The organism is Streptomyces sp. RK62, assembly GCF_018070255.1.
GTDB lineage: Bacteria > Actinomycetota > Actinomycetes > Streptomycetales > Streptomycetaceae > Streptomyces > Streptomyces nigra.
This window is the reverse complement of record NZ_JAGPYD010000002.1, coordinates 257,461-279,126: the sequence shown is the minus strand read 5'-3', so window position 1 is coordinate 279,126 and position 21,666 is coordinate 257,461. Positions and strand designations below refer to the sequence as shown.

The 21,666-nt window shown below is 71.7% G+C and carries 25 protein-coding genes; 7 read left to right on the top strand and 18 right to left on the bottom strand.

Going from position 1 to position 21,666, the window contains the following annotated elements:
- Positions 1 to 17: 17 nt before the first annotated feature.
- From KBY32_RS05080 to KBY32_RS05060, 5 genes are all read right to left on the bottom strand, one after another.
- Complete coding sequence (locus tag KBY32_RS05080; protein WP_210979017.1) at positions 18 to 1,718, bottom strand: methylmalonyl-CoA mutase; 1,701 nt, start codon at positions 1,716 to 1,718, stop codon at positions 18 to 20.
- A gap of 73 nt (positions 1,719 to 1,791) precedes the next feature.
- Positions 1,792 to 2,124, bottom strand: coding sequence for a DUF3817 domain-containing protein (locus tag KBY32_RS05075; RefSeq protein WP_055624985.1), 333 nt, complete (start codon positions 2,122 to 2,124; stop codon positions 1,792 to 1,794).
- A gap of 43 nt (positions 2,125 to 2,167) precedes the next feature.
- Positions 2,168 to 2,677 carry a MarR family winged helix-turn-helix transcriptional regulator gene (locus tag KBY32_RS05070; protein WP_055624986.1) on the bottom strand — a complete coding sequence of 170 codons (510 nt, stop codon included), beginning with the start codon at positions 2,675 to 2,677 and terminating at the stop codon, positions 2,168 to 2,170.
- 83 nt (positions 2,678 to 2,760) lie between these two features.
- Entirely contained in the window at positions 2,761 to 3,081 is a 321-nt protein-coding gene (locus KBY32_RS05065; protein ID WP_055624987.1) for an antibiotic biosynthesis monooxygenase, read from the bottom strand.
- Positions 3,078 to 4,346 carry a cytochrome P450 gene (locus tag KBY32_RS05060; protein ID WP_210979016.1) on the bottom strand — a complete coding sequence of 423 codons (1,269 nt, stop codon included), beginning with the start codon at positions 4,344 to 4,346 and terminating at the stop codon, positions 3,078 to 3,080. The genes KBY32_RS05065 and KBY32_RS05060 overlap by 4 nt, the downstream gene beginning before the upstream one ends.
- 147 nt (positions 4,347 to 4,493) lie before the next feature.
- On the opposite strand from KBY32_RS05060, the gene KBY32_RS05055 reads away from it, so the two are divergent.
- Positions 4,494 to 6,122, top strand: coding sequence for an FAD-dependent monooxygenase (locus KBY32_RS05055; protein WP_210979015.1), 1,629 nt, complete (start codon positions 4,494 to 4,496; stop codon positions 6,120 to 6,122).
- A 61-nt stretch (positions 6,123 to 6,183) separates the two neighbouring features.
- Positions 6,184 to 7,152 carry an amidohydrolase family protein gene (locus KBY32_RS05050; RefSeq protein ID WP_210979014.1) on the top strand — a complete coding sequence of 323 codons (969 nt, stop codon included), beginning with the start codon at positions 6,184 to 6,186 and terminating at the stop codon, positions 7,150 to 7,152.
- A gap of 69 nt (positions 7,153 to 7,221) precedes the next feature.
- Here KBY32_RS05050 and KBY32_RS05045 read toward each other — a convergent pair whose 3' ends face one another.
- The 9 genes from KBY32_RS05045 to KBY32_RS05005 all read right to left on the bottom strand — a co-directional run bounded on the left by KBY32_RS05045 (position 7,222) and on the right by KBY32_RS05005 (position 13,284).
- Complete coding sequence (locus tag KBY32_RS05045; RefSeq protein ID WP_055624991.1) at positions 7,222 to 7,545, bottom strand: TcmI family type II polyketide cyclase; 324 nt, start codon at positions 7,543 to 7,545, stop codon at positions 7,222 to 7,224.
- Positions 7,530 to 7,985 (bottom strand): SRPBCC family protein, encoded by a 456-nt coding sequence (locus KBY32_RS05040; RefSeq protein ID WP_055624992.1) that lies wholly within the window; start codon positions 7,983 to 7,985, stop codon positions 7,530 to 7,532. Before KBY32_RS05040 ends, KBY32_RS05045 begins: the two co-directional genes overlap by 16 nt.
- A gap of 1 nt (position 7,986) precedes the next feature.
- Complete coding sequence (locus tag KBY32_RS05035) at positions 7,987 to 8,253, bottom strand: acyl carrier protein (RefSeq protein WP_055624993.1); 267 nt, start codon at positions 8,251 to 8,253, stop codon at positions 7,987 to 7,989.
- An 18-nt stretch (positions 8,254 to 8,271) separates the two neighbouring features.
- Complete coding sequence (locus KBY32_RS05030; protein ID WP_210979013.1) at positions 8,272 to 9,522, bottom strand: beta-ketoacyl synthase N-terminal-like domain-containing protein; 1,251 nt, start codon at positions 9,520 to 9,522, stop codon at positions 8,272 to 8,274.
- Entirely contained in the window at positions 9,519 to 10,790 is a 1,272-nt protein-coding gene (locus KBY32_RS05025) for a beta-ketoacyl synthase (protein WP_055624995.1), read from the bottom strand. The genes KBY32_RS05030 and KBY32_RS05025 overlap by 4 nt, the downstream gene beginning before the upstream one ends.
- The gene (locus KBY32_RS05020) at positions 10,787 to 11,251 is read right to left on the bottom strand and encodes a cupin domain-containing protein (RefSeq protein ID WP_055624996.1); all 465 of its coding nucleotides are present in this window, start codon (positions 11,249 to 11,251) and stop codon (positions 10,787 to 10,789) included. Before KBY32_RS05020 ends, KBY32_RS05025 begins: the two co-directional genes overlap by 4 nt.
- A 44-nt stretch (positions 11,252 to 11,295) precedes the next feature.
- Positions 11,296 to 12,405 carry a SchA/CurD-like domain-containing protein gene (locus KBY32_RS05015; protein ID WP_210979012.1) on the bottom strand — a complete coding sequence of 370 codons (1,110 nt, stop codon included), beginning with the start codon at positions 12,403 to 12,405 and terminating at the stop codon, positions 11,296 to 11,298.
- A 241-nt stretch (positions 12,406 to 12,646) separates the two neighbouring features.
- Positions 12,647 to 12,943 (bottom strand): MTH1187 family thiamine-binding protein, encoded by a 297-nt coding sequence (locus KBY32_RS05010; protein WP_055624998.1) that lies wholly within the window; start codon positions 12,941 to 12,943, stop codon positions 12,647 to 12,649.
- Positions 12,940 to 13,284 (bottom strand): DUF3817 domain-containing protein, encoded by a 345-nt coding sequence (locus KBY32_RS05005; RefSeq protein ID WP_055624999.1) that lies wholly within the window; start codon positions 13,282 to 13,284, stop codon positions 12,940 to 12,942. Before KBY32_RS05005 ends, KBY32_RS05010 begins: the two co-directional genes overlap by 4 nt.
- A gap of 223 nt (positions 13,285 to 13,507) precedes the next feature.
- On the opposite strand from KBY32_RS05005, the gene KBY32_RS05000 reads away from it, so the two are divergent.
- From KBY32_RS05000 to KBY32_RS04985, 4 genes are all read left to right on the top strand, one after another.
- Positions 13,508 to 14,140, top strand: coding sequence for an AIM24 family protein (locus KBY32_RS05000; protein WP_055625000.1), 633 nt, complete (start codon positions 13,508 to 13,510; stop codon positions 14,138 to 14,140).
- Position 14,141: 1 nt separating this feature from the next.
- Positions 14,142 to 14,792, top strand: a complete 651-nt coding sequence (locus KBY32_RS04995; RefSeq protein WP_055625001.1) for an AIM24 family protein — start codon at positions 14,142 to 14,144, stop codon at positions 14,790 to 14,792.
- A complete protein-coding gene (locus KBY32_RS04990) occupies positions 14,789 to 15,586 on the top strand; it encodes an AIM24 family protein (protein ID WP_108708745.1) in 798 nt (265 codons plus the stop codon). The genes KBY32_RS04995 and KBY32_RS04990 overlap by 4 nt, the downstream gene beginning before the upstream one ends.
- Before the next feature lie 105 nt (positions 15,587 to 15,691).
- On the top strand, positions 15,692 to 16,168 hold the full coding sequence (locus KBY32_RS04985; protein WP_055625003.1) for a MarR family winged helix-turn-helix transcriptional regulator: 477 nt from the start codon (positions 15,692 to 15,694) through the stop codon (positions 16,166 to 16,168).
- Between the two features lie 19 nt (positions 16,169 to 16,187).
- Here the strand turns inward: KBY32_RS04985 and KBY32_RS04980 are convergent, their stop codons facing one another.
- Positions 16,188 to 17,642 carry a cell wall metabolism sensor histidine kinase WalK gene (locus KBY32_RS04980; RefSeq protein ID WP_210979011.1) on the bottom strand — a complete coding sequence of 485 codons (1,455 nt, stop codon included), beginning with the start codon at positions 17,640 to 17,642 and terminating at the stop codon, positions 16,188 to 16,190.
- Positions 17,639 to 18,316 (bottom strand): response regulator transcription factor, encoded by a 678-nt coding sequence (locus KBY32_RS04975; protein ID WP_108708743.1) that lies wholly within the window; start codon positions 18,314 to 18,316, stop codon positions 17,639 to 17,641. The genes KBY32_RS04980 and KBY32_RS04975 overlap by 4 nt, the downstream gene beginning before the upstream one ends.
- Positions 18,317 to 18,449: 133 nt before the next feature.
- On the opposite strand from KBY32_RS04975, the gene KBY32_RS04970 reads away from it, so the two are divergent.
- Complete coding sequence (locus KBY32_RS04970; RefSeq protein WP_210979010.1) at positions 18,450 to 19,127, top strand: PepSY domain-containing protein; 678 nt, start codon at positions 18,450 to 18,452, stop codon at positions 19,125 to 19,127.
- An 18-nt stretch (positions 19,128 to 19,145) separates the two neighbouring features.
- On the opposite strand, the gene KBY32_RS04965 is transcribed toward KBY32_RS04970, so the two are convergent.
- Positions 19,146 to 20,387, bottom strand: a complete 1,242-nt coding sequence (locus KBY32_RS04965; protein ID WP_210979009.1) for an MFS transporter — start codon at positions 20,385 to 20,387, stop codon at positions 19,146 to 19,148.
- 300 nt (positions 20,388 to 20,687) lie between these two features.
- On the bottom strand, positions 20,688 to 21,644 hold the full coding sequence (gene meaB, locus KBY32_RS04960) for a methylmalonyl Co-A mutase-associated GTPase MeaB (protein ID WP_055625008.1): 957 nt from the start codon (positions 21,642 to 21,644) through the stop codon (positions 20,688 to 20,690).
- Positions 21,645 to 21,666: the final 22 nt, after the last annotated feature.

Here is a 21,666-nt window from a genome sequence, read left to right as displayed (position 1 = left end):
CCGCCCTCCGATGGGGCTCAGAAGCCCGCCGGCTCCGTGTAGACGCCCCACTCGTCGCGCAGGACGTCGCAGATCTCGCCCAGGGTGGCCTCGGCGCGTACGGCGTCCAGCATCGGCTCGATCATGTTGGCGCCGCTGCGGGCGGCGTCCAGCATCGCGTCCAGCGCGGTGCGTACGGCGGCGTCGTCGCGGGCGGCCTTGCGGGTGGCCAGCACCCGCACCTGCTCGCGCTCCACCTCGTGGCTGACCCGCAGGATCTCCAGGTCGCCGGTGACCGAGCCGGTGTGGACGTTGACGCCGACGACCTTCTTGTCGCCCTTCTCCAGGGAGCGCTGGTACTGGAAGGCGGACTCGGCGATCTCGCCGGTGAACCAGCCGTCCTCGATCCCGCGCAGGATGCCGGAGGTGATCGGCCCGATGGGGTGCCTGCCGTCGGGGTGGGCGCGCAGGCCGCGCTCCTTGATCTGGTCGAAGATCTTCTCGGCGTCGGCCTCGATCCGGTCGGTGAGCTGCTCGATGTACCAGGAGCCGCCCAGCGGGTCGGCGACGTTGGCGACGCCGGTCTCCTCCATGAGGACCTGCTGGGTACGGAGCGCGATCTCGGCGGCCTGCTCGGAGGGGAGCGCGAGCGTCTCGTCGAGGGCGTTGGTGTGCAGGGAGTTGGTCCCGCCGAGCACCGCGGCGAGCGCCTCGACCGCGGTGCGGACGACGTTGTTGTACGGCTGCTGCGCGGTGAGCGAGACACCGGCGGTCTGGGTGTGGAACCGCAGCCACTGCGCCTTCTCGCTCTGCGCCCCGTACACGTCCCGCATCCAGCGCGCCCAGATGCGGCGGGCCGCGCGGAACTTGGCGATCTCCTCGAAGAAGTCGACATGGGCGTCGAAGAAGAAGGACAGGCCCGGCGCGAAGACGTCGACGTCGAGGCCGCGGCTGAGGCCCAGCTCGACGTAGCCGAAGCCGTCCGCGAGGGTGTACGCCAGCTCCTGCGCGGCCGTGGCCCCGGCCTCGCGGATGTGGTACCCGGAGACGGACAGCGGCTTGTAGGCGGGGATGCCGGCCGCGCAGTGCTCCATCAGGTCGCCGATGAGGCGCAGATGCGGCTCGGGCTGGAAGAGCCACTCCTTCTGCGCGATGTACTCCTTGAAGATGTCGGTCTGCAGGGTGCCGTTGAGCACGCCCGGGTCGACGCCCTGGCGCTCGGCGGCCACCAGGTACATGCAGAAGACGGGCACGGCGGGCCCGCTGATGGTCATGGACGTGGTCACGTCGCCGAGGGGGATGTCCTTGAACAGGACCTCCATGTCGGCGGCGGAGTCGATGGCGACGCCGCAGTGCCCGACCTCGCCGAGCGAGCGCGGGTCGTCGGAGTCGCGGCCCATGAGGGTCGGCATGTCGAAGGCGACGGAGAGACCGCCTCCGCCGTTGCCGAGGATCATCTTGTAGCGCTCGTTGGTCTGCTCGGCGTTGCCGAACCCGGCGAACTGCCGGATGGTCCACGTCCGCCCTCGGTAGCCGGTCGGGTAGAGCCCGCGGGTGAAGGGGTACTCCCCGGGCCAGCCGATCCGCTCGAAGCCCTCGTACCTGTCTCCCGGCCGGGGCCCGTACACCGGCTCCACGGGGTCCCCGGAGAGCGTGGTGAAGTCTGCGTCGCGCTTGCGCGCGGCGTCGTACCGGGCCTGCCAGCGGCGGCGGCCCTCCTCGATGGCGTCAGCGTCCATACCCATGAATTTACTTGGACGTCCTAGTAAATGTCGATGGGAGAACCGCCGCACCCGGGGCGCGGCGGTCGGATCAGGCCTTGGCGACAGCCGGCTCCACGCCGCTGACCAGCGGTTCCACATCCCGTGTGACCTTGCGCTCCACGAAGAAGGCGGCCAGCGGAATGGTGCCGGAGAGGAGCACCCAGAGCAGCTTCCCGAACGGCCACTTCGCCTTGGACCCGAGGTCGAACGCGAAGATCAGGTAGACGATGTAGAGGAAGCCGTGCACCTGGGAGACGGCGAAGGTGACGTCCTCGCCCATGTCGAAGCCGTACTTGAACACCATGCAGGTGCACAGCACGAGCAGCATGACGGCGGTGACGTAGGCCATCACCCGGTAGCGGGTCAGGACGCTCTTCTTCATGCAGAAGAGCGTAACCACCTGTTCCGGGAGATCTTGGCCGGGGTCAGCTCTCCTCGAAGTCATGTGCCGCGACCCGCAGCGGGCGCAGCATCGCGAAGATCTCCGCGCACTCTTCGGCGTCGTACACCCCGAGTCCGAAGTCCATGGCCATCAGATCGCGGGTGGCGGCGTCGACGACCTCGCGGCCCTTGTCGGTGATGGAGGCGAGGGTGCCGCGCCCGTCGTTGGGGTTGGGGCGCTTGGCCACCAGGCCGGAGCGCACCAGCCTGTCGACGGTGTTCGTCACCGACGTGGGGTGCACCATCAGCCGCTCGCCGATCTTGGACATCGGCAGCTCGCCGGCCTTGGAGAAGTTCAGCAGCACCAGCGCCTCGTACCGGGCGAACGTCAGCCCGTACGGCTTGACCACCGAGTCGACCTCGGCGAGGAGGATCTGCTGGGCGCGCATGATCGACGTGATGGCGGCCATGGACGGCACGCTGCCCCAGCGCTGCTTCCAGAGTTCGTCGGCGCGGGCGATGGGGTCGAAGGGAAGACTGAGCGGCTTCGGCACGTCCCCGACCTTACCGGCCGGTCACATGCTGGTCAGCCCCGTCTCGCCCTTCGGTCCCGCTCCCGGCGCCCCGCGCCGGCCGCTCAGGCGGTGGTGCTCTCCCTGACCTGGAAGACCGCCGTCCAGCGGTCGTCGTGCAGACAGGCGTTCATCGGCTCGACCAGGGTCCGGTGCGCGGAGCCGGTGCGCCAGGCCCGTACCGCCTCGAAGCTCTCCCACTCACTGGTGAGCAGCCACTGGGCGGGGTCGTCCAGCGAGCGGCACAGCTGCTCGCCGAGATGGCCGGGGACACCGGCCGAGCCCCGGCGGACCTCGCGGTAGGACGCCACGAAGTCCGCCTCCATCCCCTCGCGCACGCGCAGCAGCCGCACCACGCGTACCCGCTCCGGGGCTCCGCCCGTCATGACGGGTCGAGGACGACGGGGAGCTCGGCGAGGCCCCGGAAGGCCGGGAACGGCACGGTCATCCAGCGCGCGTCCTCGGGCTTCTGCGCCAGCGCCACCTTGGGGTGCCGCGCGAAGAGGGTGCCCAGGGCGATCTGCATCTCCAGCCGGGCGAGCGGGGCGCCGACGCAGTAGTGCGGGCCGTAGCCGAACGCGAGGTGCGAGGCCTGGACGTTCGGGCGCCGGACGTCCATCTCGTCGGGGGCGGCGAACATCTCCGGGTCCCGGTTGGCGCCGGTGATGGAGATCTGGACCAGGGCGCCCTTGGGGATCAGGGTGTCCCGGACGACCACGTCCTCCTTGGCGTAGCGGAACGTGGAGTTCTCCACGGAGGTCTCGAACCGGAAGACCTCCTCGATGGCCGAGGCCAGCGAGCTCGCGTCCTTCAACGCCAGTTCCTTCTGGTCGGGCCGGCTGAGCAGGTGGTGGACCGCGTTCCCGATCTGGTACGCCGTCGACTTGTGCCCGGCGAAGAGCAGCACCCAGGCGGTGGAGACGAGTTCGCCGTCGGTGAGGGCGCCCTCCTGGTCCTGGGCGGTGACGAGGGCGCTGAGCAGACCGCTGTCGGGCTCCCGGCGCTTACGCGCGCACAGGTCGACGAGATAGTCGCGGAGATTTCCCTCGGCGATCTCCAGTTTCGCGCGCGCCTCCGGACCGAATCCGGTCTGGGCGACCGTCGCGGACCATTCCTGCGCCTGCTTCCGCTCGTTCTCCGGAACGCCGAGGAGTTCACAGATGACCTGCAGCGGAAGGGGGAAGCAGAATTCCGGCAGGAGATTCACCGGCTCGTTCGTCGGGCAGGCGTCGAGCAGTTCGTCGGTGATCTGCTGGACCCGGGCCCGCAGGGATTCGACGCGCTTCGGGGTGAAGGTGTTGCCGACGATGCGCCGCAGCCGGGTGTGCTTCGGCGGGTCGGAGAAGAGCATGTTGTCGTCGAGGGCGATCGACGAGTCGCCGAAGATGCGGTGGTAGGCGTCGATGGCGCCGTACATGTCCTTGCTGAACCGGGGGTCGGCGAGGGCGGCGCGGGCGTCGTCATAACGCGTGATGAGGTACGTCTGCACGCCGTGCGGCGGGGACAGCGGGCAGACCGGCGCCGACTCCCTGAGGGCGGCGTACACGGGGTGCGGGTTTGCGCGGAACTCCCGGCTGCACGAGGACGCCGCGGCGGCCGCCTCCTGTGCCGACAGTGCCTCGGATTCCTCGGATGCGAACGCTTGCGTCATGACTGGTCCCCGGGGTTGGCGTGAAAGTCCGTGGTTTCGAAGCCACAGTTCCCCGGGGCGTTCAGGGCCGCAAACGGTGCTGCGCCATACGGGTTCGGTCGGTGAAGGACGTGTGGCTCGGAGCCCGTCACGGTAGACATCGACGACGTGAGCGGACACGAAGCGGAATCTGTACCAGTTCTCGTCGTCGGCGGCTCCCTGGTGGGTCTTTCCACTTCGGTCTTCCTGGGACGCCTCGGAATTCAGCACCTGCTCGTGGAACGGCACGAGGGGACGTCCACGCACCCGCGCGGCCGGGGCAACAACGTGCGCACGATGGAGATCTACCGGACCGCCGGGGTGGAACCGCGGATCCGTGAGGCGGCGCGCGTGCTCTCCGGGAACGACGGGATCCTCCAGGTGGACACCCTCACCGGGTCCAGACGCCGCTGGATCATCGGGGACATCTCCGGCGGCATGGACATCACCCGGGTGAGCTCGTCGGACTGGTGCCTGTGCAGCCAGAACGACCTGGAGCCGGTCCTGCTGCAGTACGCGCGGGAGTTGGGCGCGGACATCCGGTTCGGCTCCGAGGTGGTCTCCTTCGAGCAGGACGGCGAGGGGGTGCGGGCCGAGATCCTGGACCGGGCGTCCGGCGCGACCCGTGTCGTGCGCGCCGAATACCTGGTGGCGGCCGACGGCCCGCGCAGCCCGGTGCGCACCCGGCTGGGGATCGGGCAGTCCGGTCCGGGCGAGCTGTTCCACAACGTGAGCGTCACCTTCCGCAGCCGGAACCTGAAGGACCACGTCGGCAAGAAACGTTTCGTCGTCTGCTACGTCACCGACCCCGAGGGCGAGGGCGCCCTGCTCCCTGTCGACAACGAGGAGCGCTGGGTCATCCATGTGCCCTGGTATCCGGCGCGGGGCGAGACCCTCGACGACTTCACCGACGAGCGGCTCACCGCGCACATCCGCGCCGCGGCCGGCGTCGACGACATCGACGTCGAGGTCACCGGCCGGGCGCCCTGGCACGCCTCGAAGCGGGTCGCGGACGCCTACGGCGAGGGCCGGGTCCTGCTCGCCGGGGACTCCGTCCACGAGATGCCGCCGACCGGCGCGTTCGGCTCCAACACCGGTATCCAGGACGCCCACAACCTGGCCTGGAAGCTGGCGGCCGTGCTGCGCGGCTGGGCGGGCCCGGCGCTGCTGGACACGTACGAGGCGGAACGGCGCCCGGTCGCGCTGGAAACCGGCACCCGCGCCTGCGTCCAGGCCGCCGACGAGCAGCACCCCGGCTTCAGCCCGACGGGCCGCAACGACGATCCGGCGGACCTGATGACCGTCGCCCTCTGCTACCGCTACGCCTCCCGGGCCGTCGTGGACGCCCCCGCGCAACGCCCGGTCGTCCCCGACGCCTTCGAGCTCGGCGGTGAACCGGGCAGCCGCGCGCCCCACATGTGGGTGATCCGGGACGGCTCCCGGATCTCCACGCTGGACCTGTACGAGCAGTCCTTCGTGCTGCTCGCCGGGTCGGGCGGGCAGAAGTGGCGGACCGCGGTCCAGAAGGCGTCGGCGAATCTGGGCGTGCCCGTCGAGGCGTATCTCGTGGGCACCGGTCCCGACCACGACCTGGCCCCGGAGACGGACGCCGACTGGGCCGAGCTGCACGGCACCGCCGAGGACGGCGCGGTGCTGGTGCGCCCCGACGGCTTCGTCGCCTGGCGGGCCGACGCGGCGATGCCGGACGCCGACCGTGTGCTGACGAACGTGCTGCAGAGCGTGCTCTGCCGCGACTGACCCGCGCCTGACCCGCGCCGAATCACCCATCCACTGCTTCGAGCACCGAGGACGGTGTGCCATGCCCCCTCTCGCCGGACGTATCGACGTCCACCATCACTTCACCGCCCCGGCCTGGCTGGACTGGGCGGAACGACGCGGCGTCGTCGACCGGGAGCGGCTGCCCTGGTGGACCCGCTGGGACCGGGACGCCGCCCTGGAGATCATGGACAAGACGGGCATCGGCACCGCGGTGATGACCGTGGCCATGCTCGGCCGGTTCCAGGAGCGCGCCGAACGCCAGGAGAGCGCCCGGGTCGCGCTGCGCGCCGCGGCCGACGTCGTCGAGGCCGACCCGGAGCGCTTCGCCTTCTTCACCCCGGTCTTCCTGGACGACCTGGAGCTGTCGTCCTGGAGCGTGCGGCACGGCCTCGACGAGCTCGGGGCGGTCGGGGTGAGCACCCGGACCAGCATGAACGGCGTCTTCCTCGGCGACCCGGCGCACGACCGGCTGCTGCGTGAGCTCGACGAGCGCTCCGCGGTGGTCAGCACGCATCCCATGGAGGTGCCGGCCGGCAAGGACGGCGGAGGCGGGCTGCCCGGCATGCCGCCCTTCGTGTGCGACTTCCTGATGGACACGACCCGCGCGGCCGTGAACCTCATCCGCAACGGCACCCTGGACCGCTACCCCAACCTGAGCTTCATCCTGCCGCACGGCGGTGGCTTCCTCCCCTACATGGCGACCCGACTGGAGCTGTTCGGCGGGGCCGTGGAGCCGGCCGTCGAACCCGAGCGGGTCCGCGACTATCTGCACCGGTTCTACTTCGACACCGCCGGGCCGATGTCGCCGTCGGCGACGCCCACGCTGATGGCGACGGTGGATCCGGACCGGATCCTCTTCGGCACTGACTGGCCGCCCACGCCCGCCCATGTCATCGCCGACCGCGTCACGCCCGCTCTGGACAGCGACCCGTTCCTGTCCGAGGAGCAGCTCCAGCGGATCAACCGGGACAACGCGCTGCGCCTGATGCCGGCGCTCGACCGGTCGTAGCCGGGACTAGGCGGACGAAAGGCCGCCGCCCGCACCGGATCGGTGCGGGCGGCGGCCTGTGTGCTGCGCTCAGTCCTTGCGCCACTGGTAGAAGCAGCGGGCCATCGCGTCCTTCGGACTCCGCCAGGTCTGCGGGTCGTAGGGGCTGACGAACGCCTCCAGGCGGCGGCTGATGCCGACGAACTCGGGGTGCCCGGCCACCTTGGCGATGGCGGGCCCCGGGTCCTGCTCGGCCTCGATGAAGTGCATGTAGACGTCGCCGAACTGGAACAGCGAGCGCTGGGTGACGCCCACGAGGTGGGGCAGTTCGCCGCGGTCGGAGTCGGCGAAGACGCCGGCGATGTCCTTGGCGGCGCCGGGCTCCATCCGGGCGACGATCAGTGCGTGGTGCATGCCGCCTCCACACGGTCGCGGATGAGGGCCATCTGGATGGGCGAGTTGCGGTTGATGTTGTCCGTCATCCACGCGTCGTCGACCGGGGCGTCGGGCTTCATCTCGAAGTCCTGCGTCCAGTGCATCCGGGTGCCGTCCGGGGTCTCCTCGTACTCCCACACGATGTTCATGTAGGCGAAGGGGCCGGTCTCGATACGGCGGGCGCGGACGATGAGCTTCTCGCGGTCGGCGACGCGCTCGGAGACCCAGCTCCAGACCTTGCCGTTCTCGTCGGGGTGCATGGTGAGGCGGAACGTCACCGTGTCGCCGTCGCGGGAGAGCACCTCGCAGGAGGCGTACTCGCTGAACAGCTCGGGCCAGCGCTCCAGGTCGTTCGTCATGTCCCAGACGAGGTCGACGGGCGCGGCGATGGTGATCTCGTTCTCGGTGTGTCCGGCCATGTCAGGCTCCCGTCGCGAGCGAGCCGTTGACCAGGTCGAGGAAGGCCCGGGGGCTCTTGCAGCGCTCCGCGTCGGTGGGCAGCGCCCGGCCGTGGCGGTTCTCCAGCTCGCCCACGATGCCGAGCAGGCCGAGGGAGTCCAGCCCGAACTCGGCGAACGGGGTGTCGGCCCGGCCCTCCAGGTCGTGCGGGTCGACGGTCACACCGGCGGCCTGCTTCATCAGGGTCGCCAGTTCCGTGAAGGTCACCTGGGTCACTTGAGTCGTCATACGCGTTCTCCTTGTCGTCTATCCGGCGGTCGTGTCGCCCCGGCGCAGGACGAGCGCCGCGTTGGAGCCCATGAGTCCCCGGCTGAGGACGAGGGCGGTGCGCAGGTCGGCCGGGCGGGCCGAGGACGTCACCAGGTCGATGTCGTGGCAGACGTCGAAGACGCCCGGGGTCGGCGGGATCAGCCCGTGCTCCATGGCCTGCACCGCGGCCACGACGTCGAGCAGGGGTGCGCCGCAGTAGGAGCGCCCGATGCCGGCCTTGGGGGCGGTCACCGGCACACGGGTGCCGTGCGCGCCGAGCGCGTCGGCGAGGGCGAGTGCCTCGGCGCGGTCGGCCTCGGGGACGCCCAGCGCGTCGGCGAAGACCACGTCGATCTCCTCCGGTGCGCAGCCGGCCTCGTCGAGGGCGCCCCGGACGGCCTGCGCGAGCCCTTCGCGGGAGCGGTCCCAGCGGGAGGCGCCGGTGAAGGTGGCGGAGTGCCCGGCGACGGTGGCCCGGACGTCCGTGCCCCGGCGCCGCGCCCGGTCCAGGTCCTCGACGACCAGGACGGCTCCGCCCTCGGCGGGGACGAATCCGCAGGCCGCCGAGGTGAAGGGGCGGTAGGCGCGGGTGGGGTCGGCCTCGGTGCTGAGCTCGGGGTAGCCGAGCTGGCAGACGGCCGAGTAGGGGGCGAGGGGGGCCTCGGCCGCCCCGACCACGATGACGTCGGTGCCGCGGTGCACGGCCCGGGCGGCGTGCGCGACGGCGTCGAGGCCGCCCGCCTCGTCGCTGGCCACCACCGAGCAGGGGCCCTTGAAGCCCTTGCGGATGGAGATCTGGCCGGTGCTGGCCGCGTAGAACCAGGCGATGGACTGGTAGGGCCCGACGAACCGGGAGCCCTTGCCCCACAGTTTCTGCAGTTCGCGCTGGCCGAACTCGCCGCCGCCGGACCCGGCGGCGGTGACGACGCCCACGGAGTACGGGGCGTTCGTCCAGGCGGCGGGGCTGAGCCCGGCGTCCTGGAGGGCGGCGTCGGCGGCCGCGAGCGCGAAGTGGGTGAACTTGTCGGTCTGGACGAGGAAGGTCTCCTCGATCAGCGCGGTGGCGTCGAAGCCGCGGACCTCGCCCGCGACCCGCAGGGGCAGGTGCTCGCAGCCCTCGCGGGTGACCCGGTCGAGGACGCTCGTGCCGTCCTTGACGTTCTTCCAGTAGGTGTCCGCGTGCAGTCCGTTGGGCGCGACCACGCCGATGCCCGTGACGGCCGTCCGCCGGGTGCGTCGACCACTCATCGTCGTCTCCTCCCCTGCGGGCCCGTCAGGAGCACCGCGGACTGGAACCCGCCGAAGCCGCTGCCCACGGACAGGACGTTGTCCAGCCGGCGGGGGCGTGCGGTGCGCGGGACGTAGTCCAGGTCGCACTCGGGGTCCGGGGTCTCGTAGTTGGCCGTCGGCGGCACCACCTGGCGGGCCAGCGCGAGGACGCAGGCCACGACCTCGATCGCGCCGATCGCGCCGAGCGAGTGGCCCACCATGGACTTGATGGAGCTCATGGGGGTGTCGTAGGCGTGGGAGCCCAGCGACTTCTTGACGGCGGCGGTCTCGTGCCGGTCGTTCTGGCGGGTGCCCGAGCCGTGCGCGTTGACGTAGTCGATCTCCGTGGGGTTCACCCGCGCGTGGTCGAGCGTCTCGTCGATGGCCCGGGCCATCTCCAGGCCCTCACTGGTCAGACCGGTCATGTGGTAGGCGTTGCCGAACGTGGCGTAGCCGCCGATCTCGCAGTAGACGTGCGCGCCGCGGGCCCGGGCGTGCTCCAGTTCCTCCAGGACGAGGACGGCGGCGCCCTCGCCCATGACGAAGCCGTCGCGGTGGGCGTCGAAGGGCCGTGAGGCGTGGGCCGGGTCGTCGTTGTTCGGCGAGGTGGCCTTGATGGCGTCGAAGCACGCCATGGTGATCGGGGAGATCGGGGAGTCCGAGGCCCCGGCGAGGCAGATGTCGGCGCGGCCCTCCTCGATGGTGTGGAAGGCGTAGCCGACGGCGTCGAGGCCGGAGGTGCAGCCGGTGGACACGGTCTGCACCGGCCCCTGGGCGCCGAAGCGTTCGGCGACGTCGGCGGCGAGTGTGCTGGGCGAGAACGCCCGGTGCAGCTGGGGCTCGGCGGCCCGGTGGTCGACGTCCCAGCGCTCGCCGTGCGCGCTGACCAGGACGTAGTCGTGCTCCAGGCGGGTGGTGCCGCCGACCGCGCTGCCGAGGGAGACGGCCACGCGCCAGGGGTTCTCGGCGGCGAAGTCGACCCCGCTGTCGGTCACCGCCTCCTGGGCGGCGACCAGCGCGAACTGGATGTAGCGGTCGGCGCGTTCGCCGACAGCGGGGTCGAGCCCGTGCGCGACGGGGTCGAAGTCGCACTCGGCGGCTATCCGGGAGCGCAGGCCCTCGGGGTCGAACAGGGTGATGCCGCGGGTCGCCGTACGGCCGCTGGACAGCAGGTCCCAGAAGGCGGGGACCCCTATGCCGCCGGGGGCGACCACGCCTATGCCGGTCACCGCCACGCGCCGGGTCATGACAACACCCCGGGCCGGGCGGGACTCGCTCCCTCTTCCTGGACCAGCGGGTACGGCTTGACGTCGTCGCTGATCTCCGGGGCCTCGGTGTCGACGTGGCCGAGGCTCGGCTTGGGGGCCAGCGGGCTGAGATGGAAGACCATCCGGGCCTCCTCGTCACCGACGTTGCGGAAGCGGTGCCGCATGTCGATGGGGATCATGAGGCCCTGGTCGGCCCGGAGGGGAAACGTTTCTCCGTCCAGGTCCACCTCCAGCCGGCCCTCCACGACGTACACGAACTCCTCCGAGTACGGGTGGTAGTGCTCGCTGATGCGTTCGCCCGGCCGCATGATGGCCAGGCCCATGAAGCCGCTCGTGGCGCCCACCGTGACGGGGGTGAGCAGGGTGCGCAGATCGCCGCCGCGCTTGCGGTTCGGCTCGATCTCGTTGAGGTCCACGACGCGCGGGCGCATCTTGTCCATGGGTTGTCTCCAGGTCGTTCGGTGAGGTGTCGGTCCCCGCGCCGTCAGGACTGCGCGGCCCTGCGGTCGGTGATCAGCGCCATGCCGGCGTGGGCGAGGAGGCGGTTGGCCTCGCGCTCGCCCGGAAGCGGCCCCGGCACGCCGAGCGCCTCGCCGTCGAGCAGGCGGGCGAGGACGGCGGCCTTGCGGGGGCCCTGGATGCCGAGCGTCCTGACCGGGTCGGTCTCGGGGTCGCCCCGGACGTCGATCAGGCGGACGACGATGTCCTCGCGCTGGAAGACGGTGCTGCGGTGGACGGGTGACGCCGGGTCGGCGGCGGCCGCCTCGTCCTGCCGGCCCAGCAGTGCGGCGAGCGCCATCCCGCTCCCCGGCCGGGCCGGGTAGTAGAGGGCGTGCCGGGTGATGCCGTCCGGTTCCGGGCCGCCGCGCGCCACGTGGTGGACGGGCGGCATCGCGGCACGGATGAAGAAGGTGCGGGCCGAGTCGGGGTCGGTGAGGTCCCGGTCCTGCTCCAGATGCGGGTTGAGGGCCTCTTCCACGGCCCGGATCTCGGGCTGGCGGGAGACGTGGCGCAGCGCCTTGGTCAGGTCGCCCTCGACCTCGACGGTGCGCACGACGCGGTTGCCGTGCATGAAGAGGGTGGTCCGGCGCAGCCGCGTGGTGTCGTCGACGCGGGCCTCCGGCGGGGTGTAACCGGCGAGGATCTCCGCGACCTTGGACTCGGAACCGGGCTTGACGGTGAAGGTGAGGGCGTGTCGGATCACTCCGTCGCCGGTCCGCGGGGCGGACTGCAGCCCACCGGTGGGGCGCTGGTGTCCGCCGGTCTCGCGGACGACGCCGAAGCGCGTCGAGCGGAGCTCACGGACGCAGTTCTGCAGCGGCCGGACCGTCTCGATGTGGTCCTCGCTGTTGACCCAGGCGAGGTAGGGCGGGGCGGACTCCCACTCACTGGTGATGATCCACTGGGCGGGGTTCTCCACGGACTGGCAGAGCTGGTCACCGAGGTGACCGGGTATCGACGCGACGCGGTCGCGCATCTGCTCGTAGGCGGCCAGGAACTCGTGCTGCGCGCCTTCTTTGAGGTCGACGAACAGGAGGACGCGCATCCTGGAGCCGTCGAACGCCGACTGCGACGTGTAGGGCGAAGTGGTCATCCGGCGGACCCTTCCTTCGCGGGAGCAAGCGGCGGCCGTACCCTCGTCCACCAGCGCGAACGCGGGTCCCGGCCCTGAGCCTTCATCGTGGGTCAGGGCTTTGGGGAACGCGAGCCGCGCGGGCCATCCGAGGGATCTTCGCGCGGCCGGAACGCCGCGAGGCGCCCCCGCGGCCGGGGGCGCCTCGAAGTCCCCCCGTGACGAGGGGGGTTGGAGCGGGCCGGTGCGCGCCGGCCGCCGGTCACCCGGCCAGGTACCGCTCCACGGTCTCCACCTTGGAGGTGAGGCCGTCGCTCACGCCGGGCCGGATGTCGGCCTTCAGCACCAGGGAGACCCGGGGCGCGCGCGCCTCGACGGCCGCGACGGCGCGCTTGACGACGTCCATGACCTCGTCCCAGCTCTCGCCCTCGACCGAGGTGAACATCGCGTCGGTGCGGTGGGGCAGTCCGGACTCGCGGACCACCCGGACGGCGTCGGCGACGTACTCCCCCACGTCCTCGCCGACACCGAGCGGGGTGACGGAGAACGCGACGATCATGCGTTCACGACCCCTTCCTTACGGGCGCGGGAGGCGATCACCGCGTCCTCGGCCTCGCGCTTGAGGCGGCGGTCGGCGAAGAAGCCGCCGGTCGGCAGGACGGACAGGACGAGGTAGAGGGCGGCGGTACCCAGCGGCCACTTGGCGCGGTTCCAGGCGTCCGCCCAGAAGACCAGGTACAGCACGAACAGCATGCCGTGGACCGCGCCCATCACGGGAACCGCGTTGAAGTCCGTGGTCCGCTTCAGCACCGAGCAGACGAGCAGGAGCAGGAACGACACCGCCTCGGGGGTCGAGACGAGGCGGAGGCGGCGCAGAGCGCCGGCGGTCTTGATGTCCACGGGTCACCTTCGGGGTGGAGTCGGCGGGAGGGGCGGCGAGCGGCCCGCATCGCTTGTGAACGCAAGCACAATCGCCCCGGCCATTGTGGCAAACCCGCCGGGCGCCCGGGGCGCGGGGGTGGAAGGCGCCCGCGCGTCTTCCTCCCAGGGTCGTGTCAGGGGTGAAGTCCGTCGCAGGTATCTGTCCGCCGGGGGCGCCTGCGGTTACCTTCGCTGCGTGGCGATGTTCCGACTCCAGGGCAGCAAGGTGCTCGCCGTCGACATGACCGGGGACGCCGTGAGGGCGAAGAACGGCTCGATGGTCGCGTACGACGGGCAGATGGCCTTCAAGAAGATGAGCGGCGGCGGCGAGGGCATCCGGGGCATGGTGACCCGGCGCCTGACCGGTGAGCAGATGACGATGATGGAGGTGAAGGGGCACGGGACCTGCTGGTTCGCGGACCGGGCCTCGGAGATCAACCTGGTCGGCCTCCAGGGCGACAAGCTGTACGTCGAGTCGAGCAACCTGCTCGCGACGGACGGCGGGCTGCGCACCGGCACGACCTTCACGGGGATGCGCGGCGCCTCCCAGGGCAACGGGCTGTTCACGACCACGGTCGAGGGGCACGGGCAGGCGGCGATCATGTCGGACGGCCCGGCCGTGGTGCTGCGGGTCAGCGCGCAGTACCCGCTGACGGTGGACCCGGGGGCGTATGTGGCGCACCAGGGGAATCTGCGGCAGTCCTTCCAGTCCGGTGTGACGTTCCGCACGCTGCTGGGCGAGGGCGGCGGGGAGGCCTTCCAGATCCGCTTCGAGGGGGACGGGCTGGTGTACGTGCAGCCGAGCGAGCGCAACACGATCGCGGGGGACGTCTGAGATGGGCTTCCGTGAGATCAACTCCAAGATGATCGAGGCGACGGTCGTCCCCGGGCAGCGGCTGTTCAGTCAGCGCGGCGCGATGCTCGCGTACAAGGGCGACGTCTCCTTCACCCCGAACATGGCCGGCGGCCAGGGCGGGATCATGTCGATGATCGGGCGCCGGGTGGCGAACGAGGACACCCCGCTGATGACGGTCGAGGGCAACGGCACGGTCCTGTTCGGGCACGGCGGCCACCACATCCAGGTGATCGACCTGACCGGGGACACCCTGTGCGTCGAGGCGGACCGGCTGCTCGCCTTCGAGGGCACCCTCCAGCAGGGCACGCTGTTCCTCGGCTCGCAGGGCGGCGTGATGGGCATGGTGCGCGGGCAGATCAGCGGGCAGGGCCTGTTCACCACGACCCTCAAGGGGCACGGCTCGGTGGCGGTCATGGCGCACGGCGGTGTCCTCGAGGTCCCGATCACCCCGCAGCGCCCGGTCCACGTCGACCCGCAGGCGTACGTCGCCCACCACGGCGACGTGCGCAACAAGCTGTCGACGGCGCTGGGCTGGCGGGACATGGTGGGCCGGGGCTCCGGCGAGGCGTTCCAGCTGGAGCTCAGCGGCAGCGGTGCGGTGTACGTGCAGGCGTCGGAGGAGAAGCTGTGAGCCACTACCCGGGCGCGGGTCCCACGGTGTACGACCCCATGACGCTGCCCAGCGACGACAACGTGAACTCGTACACCTTCTGCGTGGAGCTCAAGGGGAACCAGTGGTTCCTGCAGAAGGGCAAGATGATCGCCTACTACGGCTCGATGGAGTTCAACGGCATCGGGCACGGCCGGCTGGACCGACTTGTCCGTACGTCCTTCCATTCGCCACTGCACGCGAGCGACTGGGTCGTGGCGGAGGGCTCCGGCAAGATGCTGCTGGCCGACCGGGCTTTCGACGTCAATTCGTACGACCTCGAAGACGGCAACCTGACCATTCGCTCGGGCAACCTGCTCGCTTTTCAGCCAACTCTTGCCCTCAAGCAATCGATCGTGCCGGGTTTTCTGACGCTGATCGGAACCGGAAAGTTCGTGGCCGCATCTAACGGGCCGGTGGTGTTCATGGAACCGCCGATCCGGGTGGACCCGCAGGCGCTCGTCGGCTGGGCCGACTGCCCGTCGCCGTGCCACCACTACGACCATGGCTACATGACCGGCGTGATGGGCGGTCTACGTGCACTGACGGGCCTCGGAGGGGCCTCCGGGGAGGAGCATCAGTTCGAGTTCGTCGGGGCCGGCACGGTGCTGCTCCAGTCGAGCGAGACCCTCATGGCGGAGCAGGCGACGGGGGTGCTCCCGCCGGACGCCGGAGTCCCCGGTTCCGGTGGGGCGCACACAGGCCCTTCACAAGCGGGCGGGGCACCGCGCCTTCCCGGACAGCTGGGAGACCTCCAGCGTCGCTTCGGGCTGTGAGCGGTAGTCTGCGGAGTGTGACATCGAACGTGTGCGCACACGAGTGACCCGTCACAGACCACCCCTCACTAGTTCGCCTTTCAACATTTTAGGTAGACTTCATTCATGGAGACCGAGACGGCCACCCGCTGGCTGACCAATGCGGAGCAGTGCGCCTGGCGCACCCACCTGGAGGTCAACAGGCTGTTGACGTACCAGCTCGAGAAGGACCTCCAGCCGTTCGGCCTGACAATGAACGACTACGAGATCCTGGTGAACCTGTCCGAGTCGGAGGACGTACGGATGCGGATGAGCGACCTCGCGTCGGCCACCCTCCAGTCCAAGAGCCGGCTCTCCCACCAGATCACCCGGATGGAGAACGCCGACCTGGTCCGGCGCGAGAACTGCGAGTCCGACCGGCGCGGGCTCTACGCGGTCCTCACCGAGCACGGCATGGAGACGATGAAGAAGGTCGCGCCGCATCACGTGGCGTCCGTGCGCAGGCACTTCATCGACCTGCTCTCCCCCGAGGCGCTGACCGAGCTCGACAAGGCCCTCAAGCCGATCGCCGAGCATCTGCGCAGCCAGCGCGGGCGCCCCTGACCAGGACGGCGCCCCGCACCTAACGAGCCCGCGGCAGGCGGAGCTCGAACAGAGCTCCGCCCGCGGGCGCCCGGCCCACGGTCAGCGTCCCCCCGTGCCGTACGGCCACGTCACGGGCGATGGCCAGACCGAGCCCGGCACCCCCGTCGTCCCGGCTGCGCGCCTCGTCCAGCCGGACGAACCGCTCGAAGATGCGCTCCCGGTCGGCCTCCGGCACCCCGTCCCCGTCGTCGGCGACGGCCACGACCGCCCACTCCCCCTCCGCCCGCACGCCCACGGTGACCGCCGAACGGGCGTGCCGCCGCGCGTTGTCCAGCAGGTTGGTGAGCACCCGCCCCACCTGCGCCCGCGACCCGGCCACCGGCACCTCGTCCGCCGTCACCGTCACCCCGGCCCGCCCCTCGGCGTGCTCGCGGGCCAGCGCGCCCAGATCGAAACGCGCGTCCCCCGGCCGCTCCCCCGCGTCCAGCCGGGCGAGCAGCAGCAGGTCGGCGGCGAGCGTCTGCAGCCGTACGGTGTCCGTCACCGCCCCGTCCAGGTCGAGCAGTTCGGGGTGCGCGGCGCCCACCTCCAGCTGGGTGCGCAGCGAGGCGATGGGGCTGCGCAGCTCGTGCGAGGCGTCGGCGACGAAGCGGCGCTGGCGTTCCACGGAGCTCTCCAGCGCGGCCAGCGTCTCATTGGTCGTCAGGGCCAGCCGGGCCACCTCGTCATGGGTGGCCGGCACCGGGACGCGGCGCGCGAGGTCCTCGCTGGCGGTGATGGCCGCCATCTCCCGCCGGATGCCCTCGACCGGGCTCAGCGCGCGCCGGGTGACCAGCCAGGTGGCGCCCGCGACGACCGCGAGCAGCAGCGGGAAGCCGATCAGCATGGCGGTGGTGGCGGTGCCGACGGCGCTGCGCTCGGCGGCGAGCGGCGCCCCGGCGTACACGGTGAACTTCCCCCGGTCCTCGAACTCCACCTCGACGGCGGCGAAGCGGTAGTCCGCGGTGGTGCCGTCGATGGTGGCCGTGCCGGTGCTGAAGTCCGTGTCGGAGTCGACTTCACCGCGGGGGGCGGCGTCGTCGTCCGGCCCGTCGGAGCCGTTCGCGTCGTCGGAGTCGTCCGCGTCGTCGTCGGCGTCCCCGCCCGCCCGTCCGCCCGGATCCCCCGGCCGGGCGGTGTCGGCGCCGGTGCCGGTGCCGGTGACGCGCTCCAGGTCCTCGCTCACCGCGACCACCCTGCCGCGTTCGTCGACGATCTGGACGGGCCGGTCGTCCTCGTCGAGGCCGGTGAGCTTGTCGTAGGGCCGGCCGTCGGACAGCTCGACGGCGACGGCCCGCGCCGCGCTCGCCGCCTCGGACTCCGCCTGCCCCGTCAGATCGGAGCGCAGCGACAGCAGGACGGCCGCCCCGGCGGCGAGCAGGGCCACCGCGACCACGAGGGTGGCGGCCAGTGTCGCCCGGGAGCGGACCGAGCCGAACCAGCGGCGCGTCACGACGCCGTCTCCGGACGCTCCAGCCGGTACCCGGCGCCCCGCACGGTCCGGATGAGCTCGGGCCGCAGCTTGCGCCGCAGCGCGCTGACGTAGACCTCGACGATGTTCGGGTCTCCGTCGTACGCGAAGTCCCAGACGTGGTCCAGGATCTCCGACTTGGACACCACCTCGCCGGGCCGTGTCACGAGTGTCTCGAGCACCGAGAACTCCCGGGTGGTCAGCGGCACCTCGTCGGCGCCGAGGAAGACCCGGCGGGCGGCCGTGTCGACCCTGAGGTCGCCGAGGACGTGGACGGGTGAGGCGCCCGCGCCCTGGCGGCCGCGCCGCAGCAGCGCCTTGACCCGGGCGACCAGGACGACGTACGAGAACGGCTTGGTGAGGTAGTCGTCGGCGCCGGTGTCCAGGCCCTCCGCCTCGTCGTACTCGCCGTCCTTGGCGGTGAGCATGAGGATGGGCACGTCGTGGCCGGCGGCGCGCAGGGCGGCGCAGACCCGGTAGCCGTTCATGCCGGGCAGCATGATGTCCAGGATCACGAGGTCGTGGATCCCCTCACCGGCCAGGTGCAGCCCCTCCAGGCCGTCGTGGACGACGTCCACGGCGTAGCCCTCGGCGGTCAGGCCCTTGGCGAGGGACCGGGCCAGGCGTCTTTCGTCCTCCACGATCAGCAGGCGCATGCGTACAGCCTGGCAAAGCCCACCTGAAGACGTCTTCAGGGTCCTTCAGCTTCCTCTCAGCATCGAACGGGCACATTGAATCCCGTCGAAAGGCACCGAGCCGGAATGTTCGGCGGAAAACGGGAGGAAACCCATGAAGCGCAACATCGTCCTCGCCACCGTGGCCGCGGCGGCCCTGATCGGCGGCGGCACGGTCGCGGCCTACGCGGGCAGCGGTGACGACGGCGCGTCGCCCCGGCAGTCGGACGTCCGGGTCGCCGACGACCGCGACGACGCGCCGAAGGACGACACCGACGACCGGGACGACGCCCAGGACGACCGGGACGACGCCCGTGACGACCGCGAGGAGGCTGCTGCGCAGGCGCGGGGCGCCGATGTCACCGCCGCCGAGGCGATCGCGGCGGCGCTGGAGCGGACGCCGGGCACGGCCGTCTCCGCCGAACTGGACGACGACGGCTCGCGCGTCTGGGAGGTCACCGTCGTCAAGGCCGACGGCACCGAGCACGACGTACGGGTCTCCGCCGGCGACGGCAAGGTCCTGAGCGACCGGCGCGACGACGACGATGACGACGACGGCCGACGGGACCTCGCCGCGCTGAAGGGCTCCACGGTGGACGCCCGCGAGGCCGCCGAGGCGGCGGCCGCGAAGGGCACCGTCGTCGAGATCGACCTGGACGACGACGGCCCGGCCGTCTGGAAGGCCGAGACCACCAAGGGCGAGTGGAACGTCGACCTCAAGAGCGGCGCGGTGACCGCGCACCACGACGACGCGGGCCAGGACGACGACCGTAACGACCGCGACGACGACTGACGACACGACTTCAGGACGTCAGGACGTCTTCGCCACAGGAACCCCGTCCCCCACGGGGTGAGGGGCGCCTCCCTTGCGGGTGGCGCCCCTCGCCACTGTCCCGGCCACCAGCAGGGTCGCCGCGCCGGTCGCCGCCAGGCACCAGCCCGTCGGCAGCAGCCCCGCCAGCACCCCGGCGCCCGCCGTCCCGGCCGTACTGCCCGCGTTGACCGCGGTGTTGACCCAGGCGCCGGCCCGCACCCGGGCATCGGCCGGGGCCGCCGCGTCCGCGAGGAGGTAGGCCGTGGTGAGCGCGGGCGCCACGAAGAACCCGGCCGCCGCCATGACCGCCGTGAGCGTGCCGAGGCCGGTCGCCAGGCCCGCGAGCAGCACGGCCAGGCCGAGACCGGCCGTCAGCAGCGGCAGCCGTACGCCCGCCGAAGTGCGCCAGGACACCGCGCCGTTGAGCAGCCCGCCGACGGCACTCCCCGCCGACAGGGCGGCCAGCGGCCAGGCCGCGCCCCCGCCGCCCGAGCCGTGGCCCTCGGCGAACGCGACGACGAGCAGATCGACGGCGCCGAGCGCGAGCCCGACGCCCAGGGCTGCGAGCACGGGCCGCCGGACCGCCCGCAGGACACGGCCCCGGCCGCCCTCATGTTCCTTCGCTCCCGCACGCTCGGGCCGCACCGACCGCACCACGGGCGACAGGACGAAGCCGGCCGCGCCCGCCGTGATCAGTACCGCCCCGACCGCGATGCCGACGGCCGGCGGAGCGAGGGCGACGAGGAGGCCGACGAGCAACGGGCCCGTGACGAACAGCAGTTCCTCGGCGACGGCGTCCAGGCTGTAGGCGCGCCGCAGCAACTCCGGGTCGGGGGCGATCCTCCCCCACACGGCCCGCATCGCCGGGCCGAGCGGCGGCGTACAGGCCCCGGCCGCGGCGGCCACGGCGCCCACGACCAGCGGCGGGGCGGCGCCCGGCCGCAAGACGACGGCCGTCAGCAGCCCGAGCAGCCCGGCGTAGGCGGCGGTCATCGGTACGAGCGCCCGGCGCGGCCCGTGCCGGTCGATCAGCGCCGCCCGGGCGGGCGACAGGAAGACGCTCGTCGCGGAGAACAGCGCCATGACGGCGCCCGCCACCGTGTAGGACCCGCTGGTCCGGGTCACGGCGAGCATCAAGGAGAGGGGGACGATCCCGTACGACAGCCGGCCGAGCAGGGCGGCGGCGAAGGTCGTCCGGGCATGGGGCAGGCGCAGCACGTGCGCGTAGGAGGCAGGCATGACGAGTCCTCGTGATGGCGTGGGAGAAGGGGGCACCGAGGAGCCACGGGAGCCGTGAGGCTCGGACCGTGGCCCGGTGTCCGCCTACGCCAAGGAGAGGAACATGCGGATCAAGGTAGCAAGAAGGACTGACGCCGCCTAGGGCCTTTCGTTTGGATCAGGCCGGATCAGGGAGCGGGCTCTGGGGCCGTGCATCGCAAGGCGGAGGAGGGCGCCATGGCGGAGCCATGGCAACCGACGACAACGCGGCGAGGCGCGGCCCCAGAGCCCGCGACCCCGGCATGATCCAAACGAAAGGCCCTAGGTGCGCGTCAGGCCCGCCACCAGTTCGTCCGCCGCGCGGTACGGGTCGAGTTCGCCGGCCGTGATCCGCTCCGCGAGGGCGCCGAGGCGGCGGTCGCCGTGCAGGTCGGCGATGCGTTCGCGAAGGGCGGTGACGGCGATGGTCTCCACCTCGCGGGCGGCGCGGGCGCGCCGGCGCTCGGTCAGGACGCCCCGCTCCTCCATCCAGGCGCGGTGCTTCTCCAGGGCCTCCACGACCTCGTCGACGCCCTCGCCGCGGGCGGCGACCGTCTTGACGATGGGCGGGCGCCAGTCGCCGGGGCCGCGGGACTCGCCGAGGCCGAGCATGTGGTTGAGCTCGCGGGCGGTGGCGTCGGCGCCGTCACGGTCCGCCTTGTTGACGACGTAGACGTCGCCGATCTCCAGGATGCCCGCCTTCGCGGCCTGGATGCCGTCGCCCATGCCGGGGGCGAGGAGGACGACGGAGGTGTCGGCCTGGGAGGCGATCTCCACCTCCGACTGGCCCACGCCGACGGTCTCCACCAGGATCACGTCGCAGCCGGCCGCGTCGAGGACGCGGATGGCCTGCGGGGCGGCCCAGGCGAGGCCGCCGAGATGGCCCCGGGTGGCCATGGACCGGATGTAGACGCCGGGGTCGGAGGCGTGGTCCGACATCCGGACCCGGTCGCCGAGCAGCGCGCCTCCGGAGAAGGGCGAGGACGGGTCGACGGCCAGGACGCCGACCCGCTTCCCCTGCTTGCGGTAGGCCGTGACGAGCGCGGAGGTGGACGTCGACTTGCCCACGCCCGGGGACCCGGTCAGACCGACGACGTAGGCGTTGCCGGTCAGCGGGGCCAGTGCCGCCATGACCTCCCGCAGCTGCGGGGACGCCCCCTCCACGAGGGAGATCAGCCGGGCCACGGCCCGCGGCCGGCCTTCCCTGGCCTGGGCCACCAGGGTGGAGACGTCCTGCATCACAGCTCCGTTCACAGATCGT

Excerpts from the sequence above, each read along its gene's own strand:
- KBY32_RS05080 (WP_210979017.1), bottom strand. The coding sequence starts at position 1,718 with ATGGACGCTGACGCCATCGAGGAGGGCCGCCGCCGCTGGCAGGCCCGG.
- KBY32_RS05075 (WP_055624985.1), bottom strand. The coding sequence starts at position 2,124 with ATGAAGAAGAGCGTCCTGACCCGCTACCGGGTGATGGCCTACGTCACC.
- KBY32_RS05065 (WP_055624987.1), bottom strand. The coding sequence starts at position 3,081 with ATGACGGGCGGAGCCCCGGAGCGGGTACGCGTGGTGCGGCTGCTGCGC.
- KBY32_RS05060 (WP_210979016.1), bottom strand. The coding sequence starts at position 4,346 with ATGACGCAAGCGTTCGCATCCGAGGAATCCGAGGCACTGTCGGCACAG.
- KBY32_RS05050 (WP_210979014.1), top strand. The coding sequence starts at position 6,184 with ATGCCCCCTCTCGCCGGACGTATCGACGTCCACCATCACTTCACCGCC.
- KBY32_RS05045 (WP_055624991.1), bottom strand. The coding sequence starts at position 7,545 with ATGCACCACGCACTGATCGTCGCCCGGATGGAGCCCGGCGCCGCCAAG.
- KBY32_RS05040 (WP_055624992.1), bottom strand. The coding sequence starts at position 7,985 with ATGGCCGGACACACCGAGAACGAGATCACCATCGCCGCGCCCGTCGAC.
- KBY32_RS05035 (WP_055624993.1), bottom strand. The coding sequence starts at position 8,253 with ATGACGACTCAAGTGACCCAGGTGACCTTCACGGAACTGGCGACCCTG.
- KBY32_RS05030 (WP_210979013.1), bottom strand. The coding sequence starts at position 9,522 with ATGAGTGGTCGACGCACCCGGCGGACGGCCGTCACGGGCATCGGCGTG.
- KBY32_RS05025 (WP_055624995.1), bottom strand. The coding sequence starts at position 10,790 with ATGACCCGGCGCGTGGCGGTGACCGGCATAGGCGTGGTCGCCCCCGGC.
- KBY32_RS05020 (WP_055624996.1), bottom strand. The coding sequence starts at position 11,251 with ATGGACAAGATGCGCCCGCGCGTCGTGGACCTCAACGAGATCGAGCCG.
- KBY32_RS05015 (WP_210979012.1), bottom strand. The coding sequence starts at position 12,405 with ATGACCACTTCGCCCTACACGTCGCAGTCGGCGTTCGACGGCTCCAGG.
- KBY32_RS05010 (WP_055624998.1), bottom strand. The coding sequence starts at position 12,943 with ATGATCGTCGCGTTCTCCGTCACCCCGCTCGGTGTCGGCGAGGACGTG.
- KBY32_RS05000 (WP_055625000.1), top strand. The coding sequence starts at position 13,508 with ATGTTCCGACTCCAGGGCAGCAAGGTGCTCGCCGTCGACATGACCGGG.
- KBY32_RS04995 (WP_055625001.1), top strand. The coding sequence starts at position 14,142 with ATGGGCTTCCGTGAGATCAACTCCAAGATGATCGAGGCGACGGTCGTC.
- KBY32_RS04985 (WP_055625003.1), top strand. The coding sequence starts at position 15,692 with ATGGAGACCGAGACGGCCACCCGCTGGCTGACCAATGCGGAGCAGTGC.
- KBY32_RS04975 (WP_108708743.1), bottom strand. The coding sequence starts at position 18,316 with ATGCGCCTGCTGATCGTGGAGGACGAAAGACGCCTGGCCCGGTCCCTC.
- KBY32_RS04970 (WP_210979010.1), top strand. The coding sequence starts at position 18,450 with ATGAAGCGCAACATCGTCCTCGCCACCGTGGCCGCGGCGGCCCTGATC.
- KBY32_RS04965 (WP_210979009.1), bottom strand. The coding sequence starts at position 20,387 with ATGCCTGCCTCCTACGCGCACGTGCTGCGCCTGCCCCATGCCCGGACG.
- meaB (WP_055625008.1), bottom strand. The coding sequence starts at position 21,644 with ATGCAGGACGTCTCCACCCTGGTGGCCCAGGCCAGGGAAGGCCGGCCG.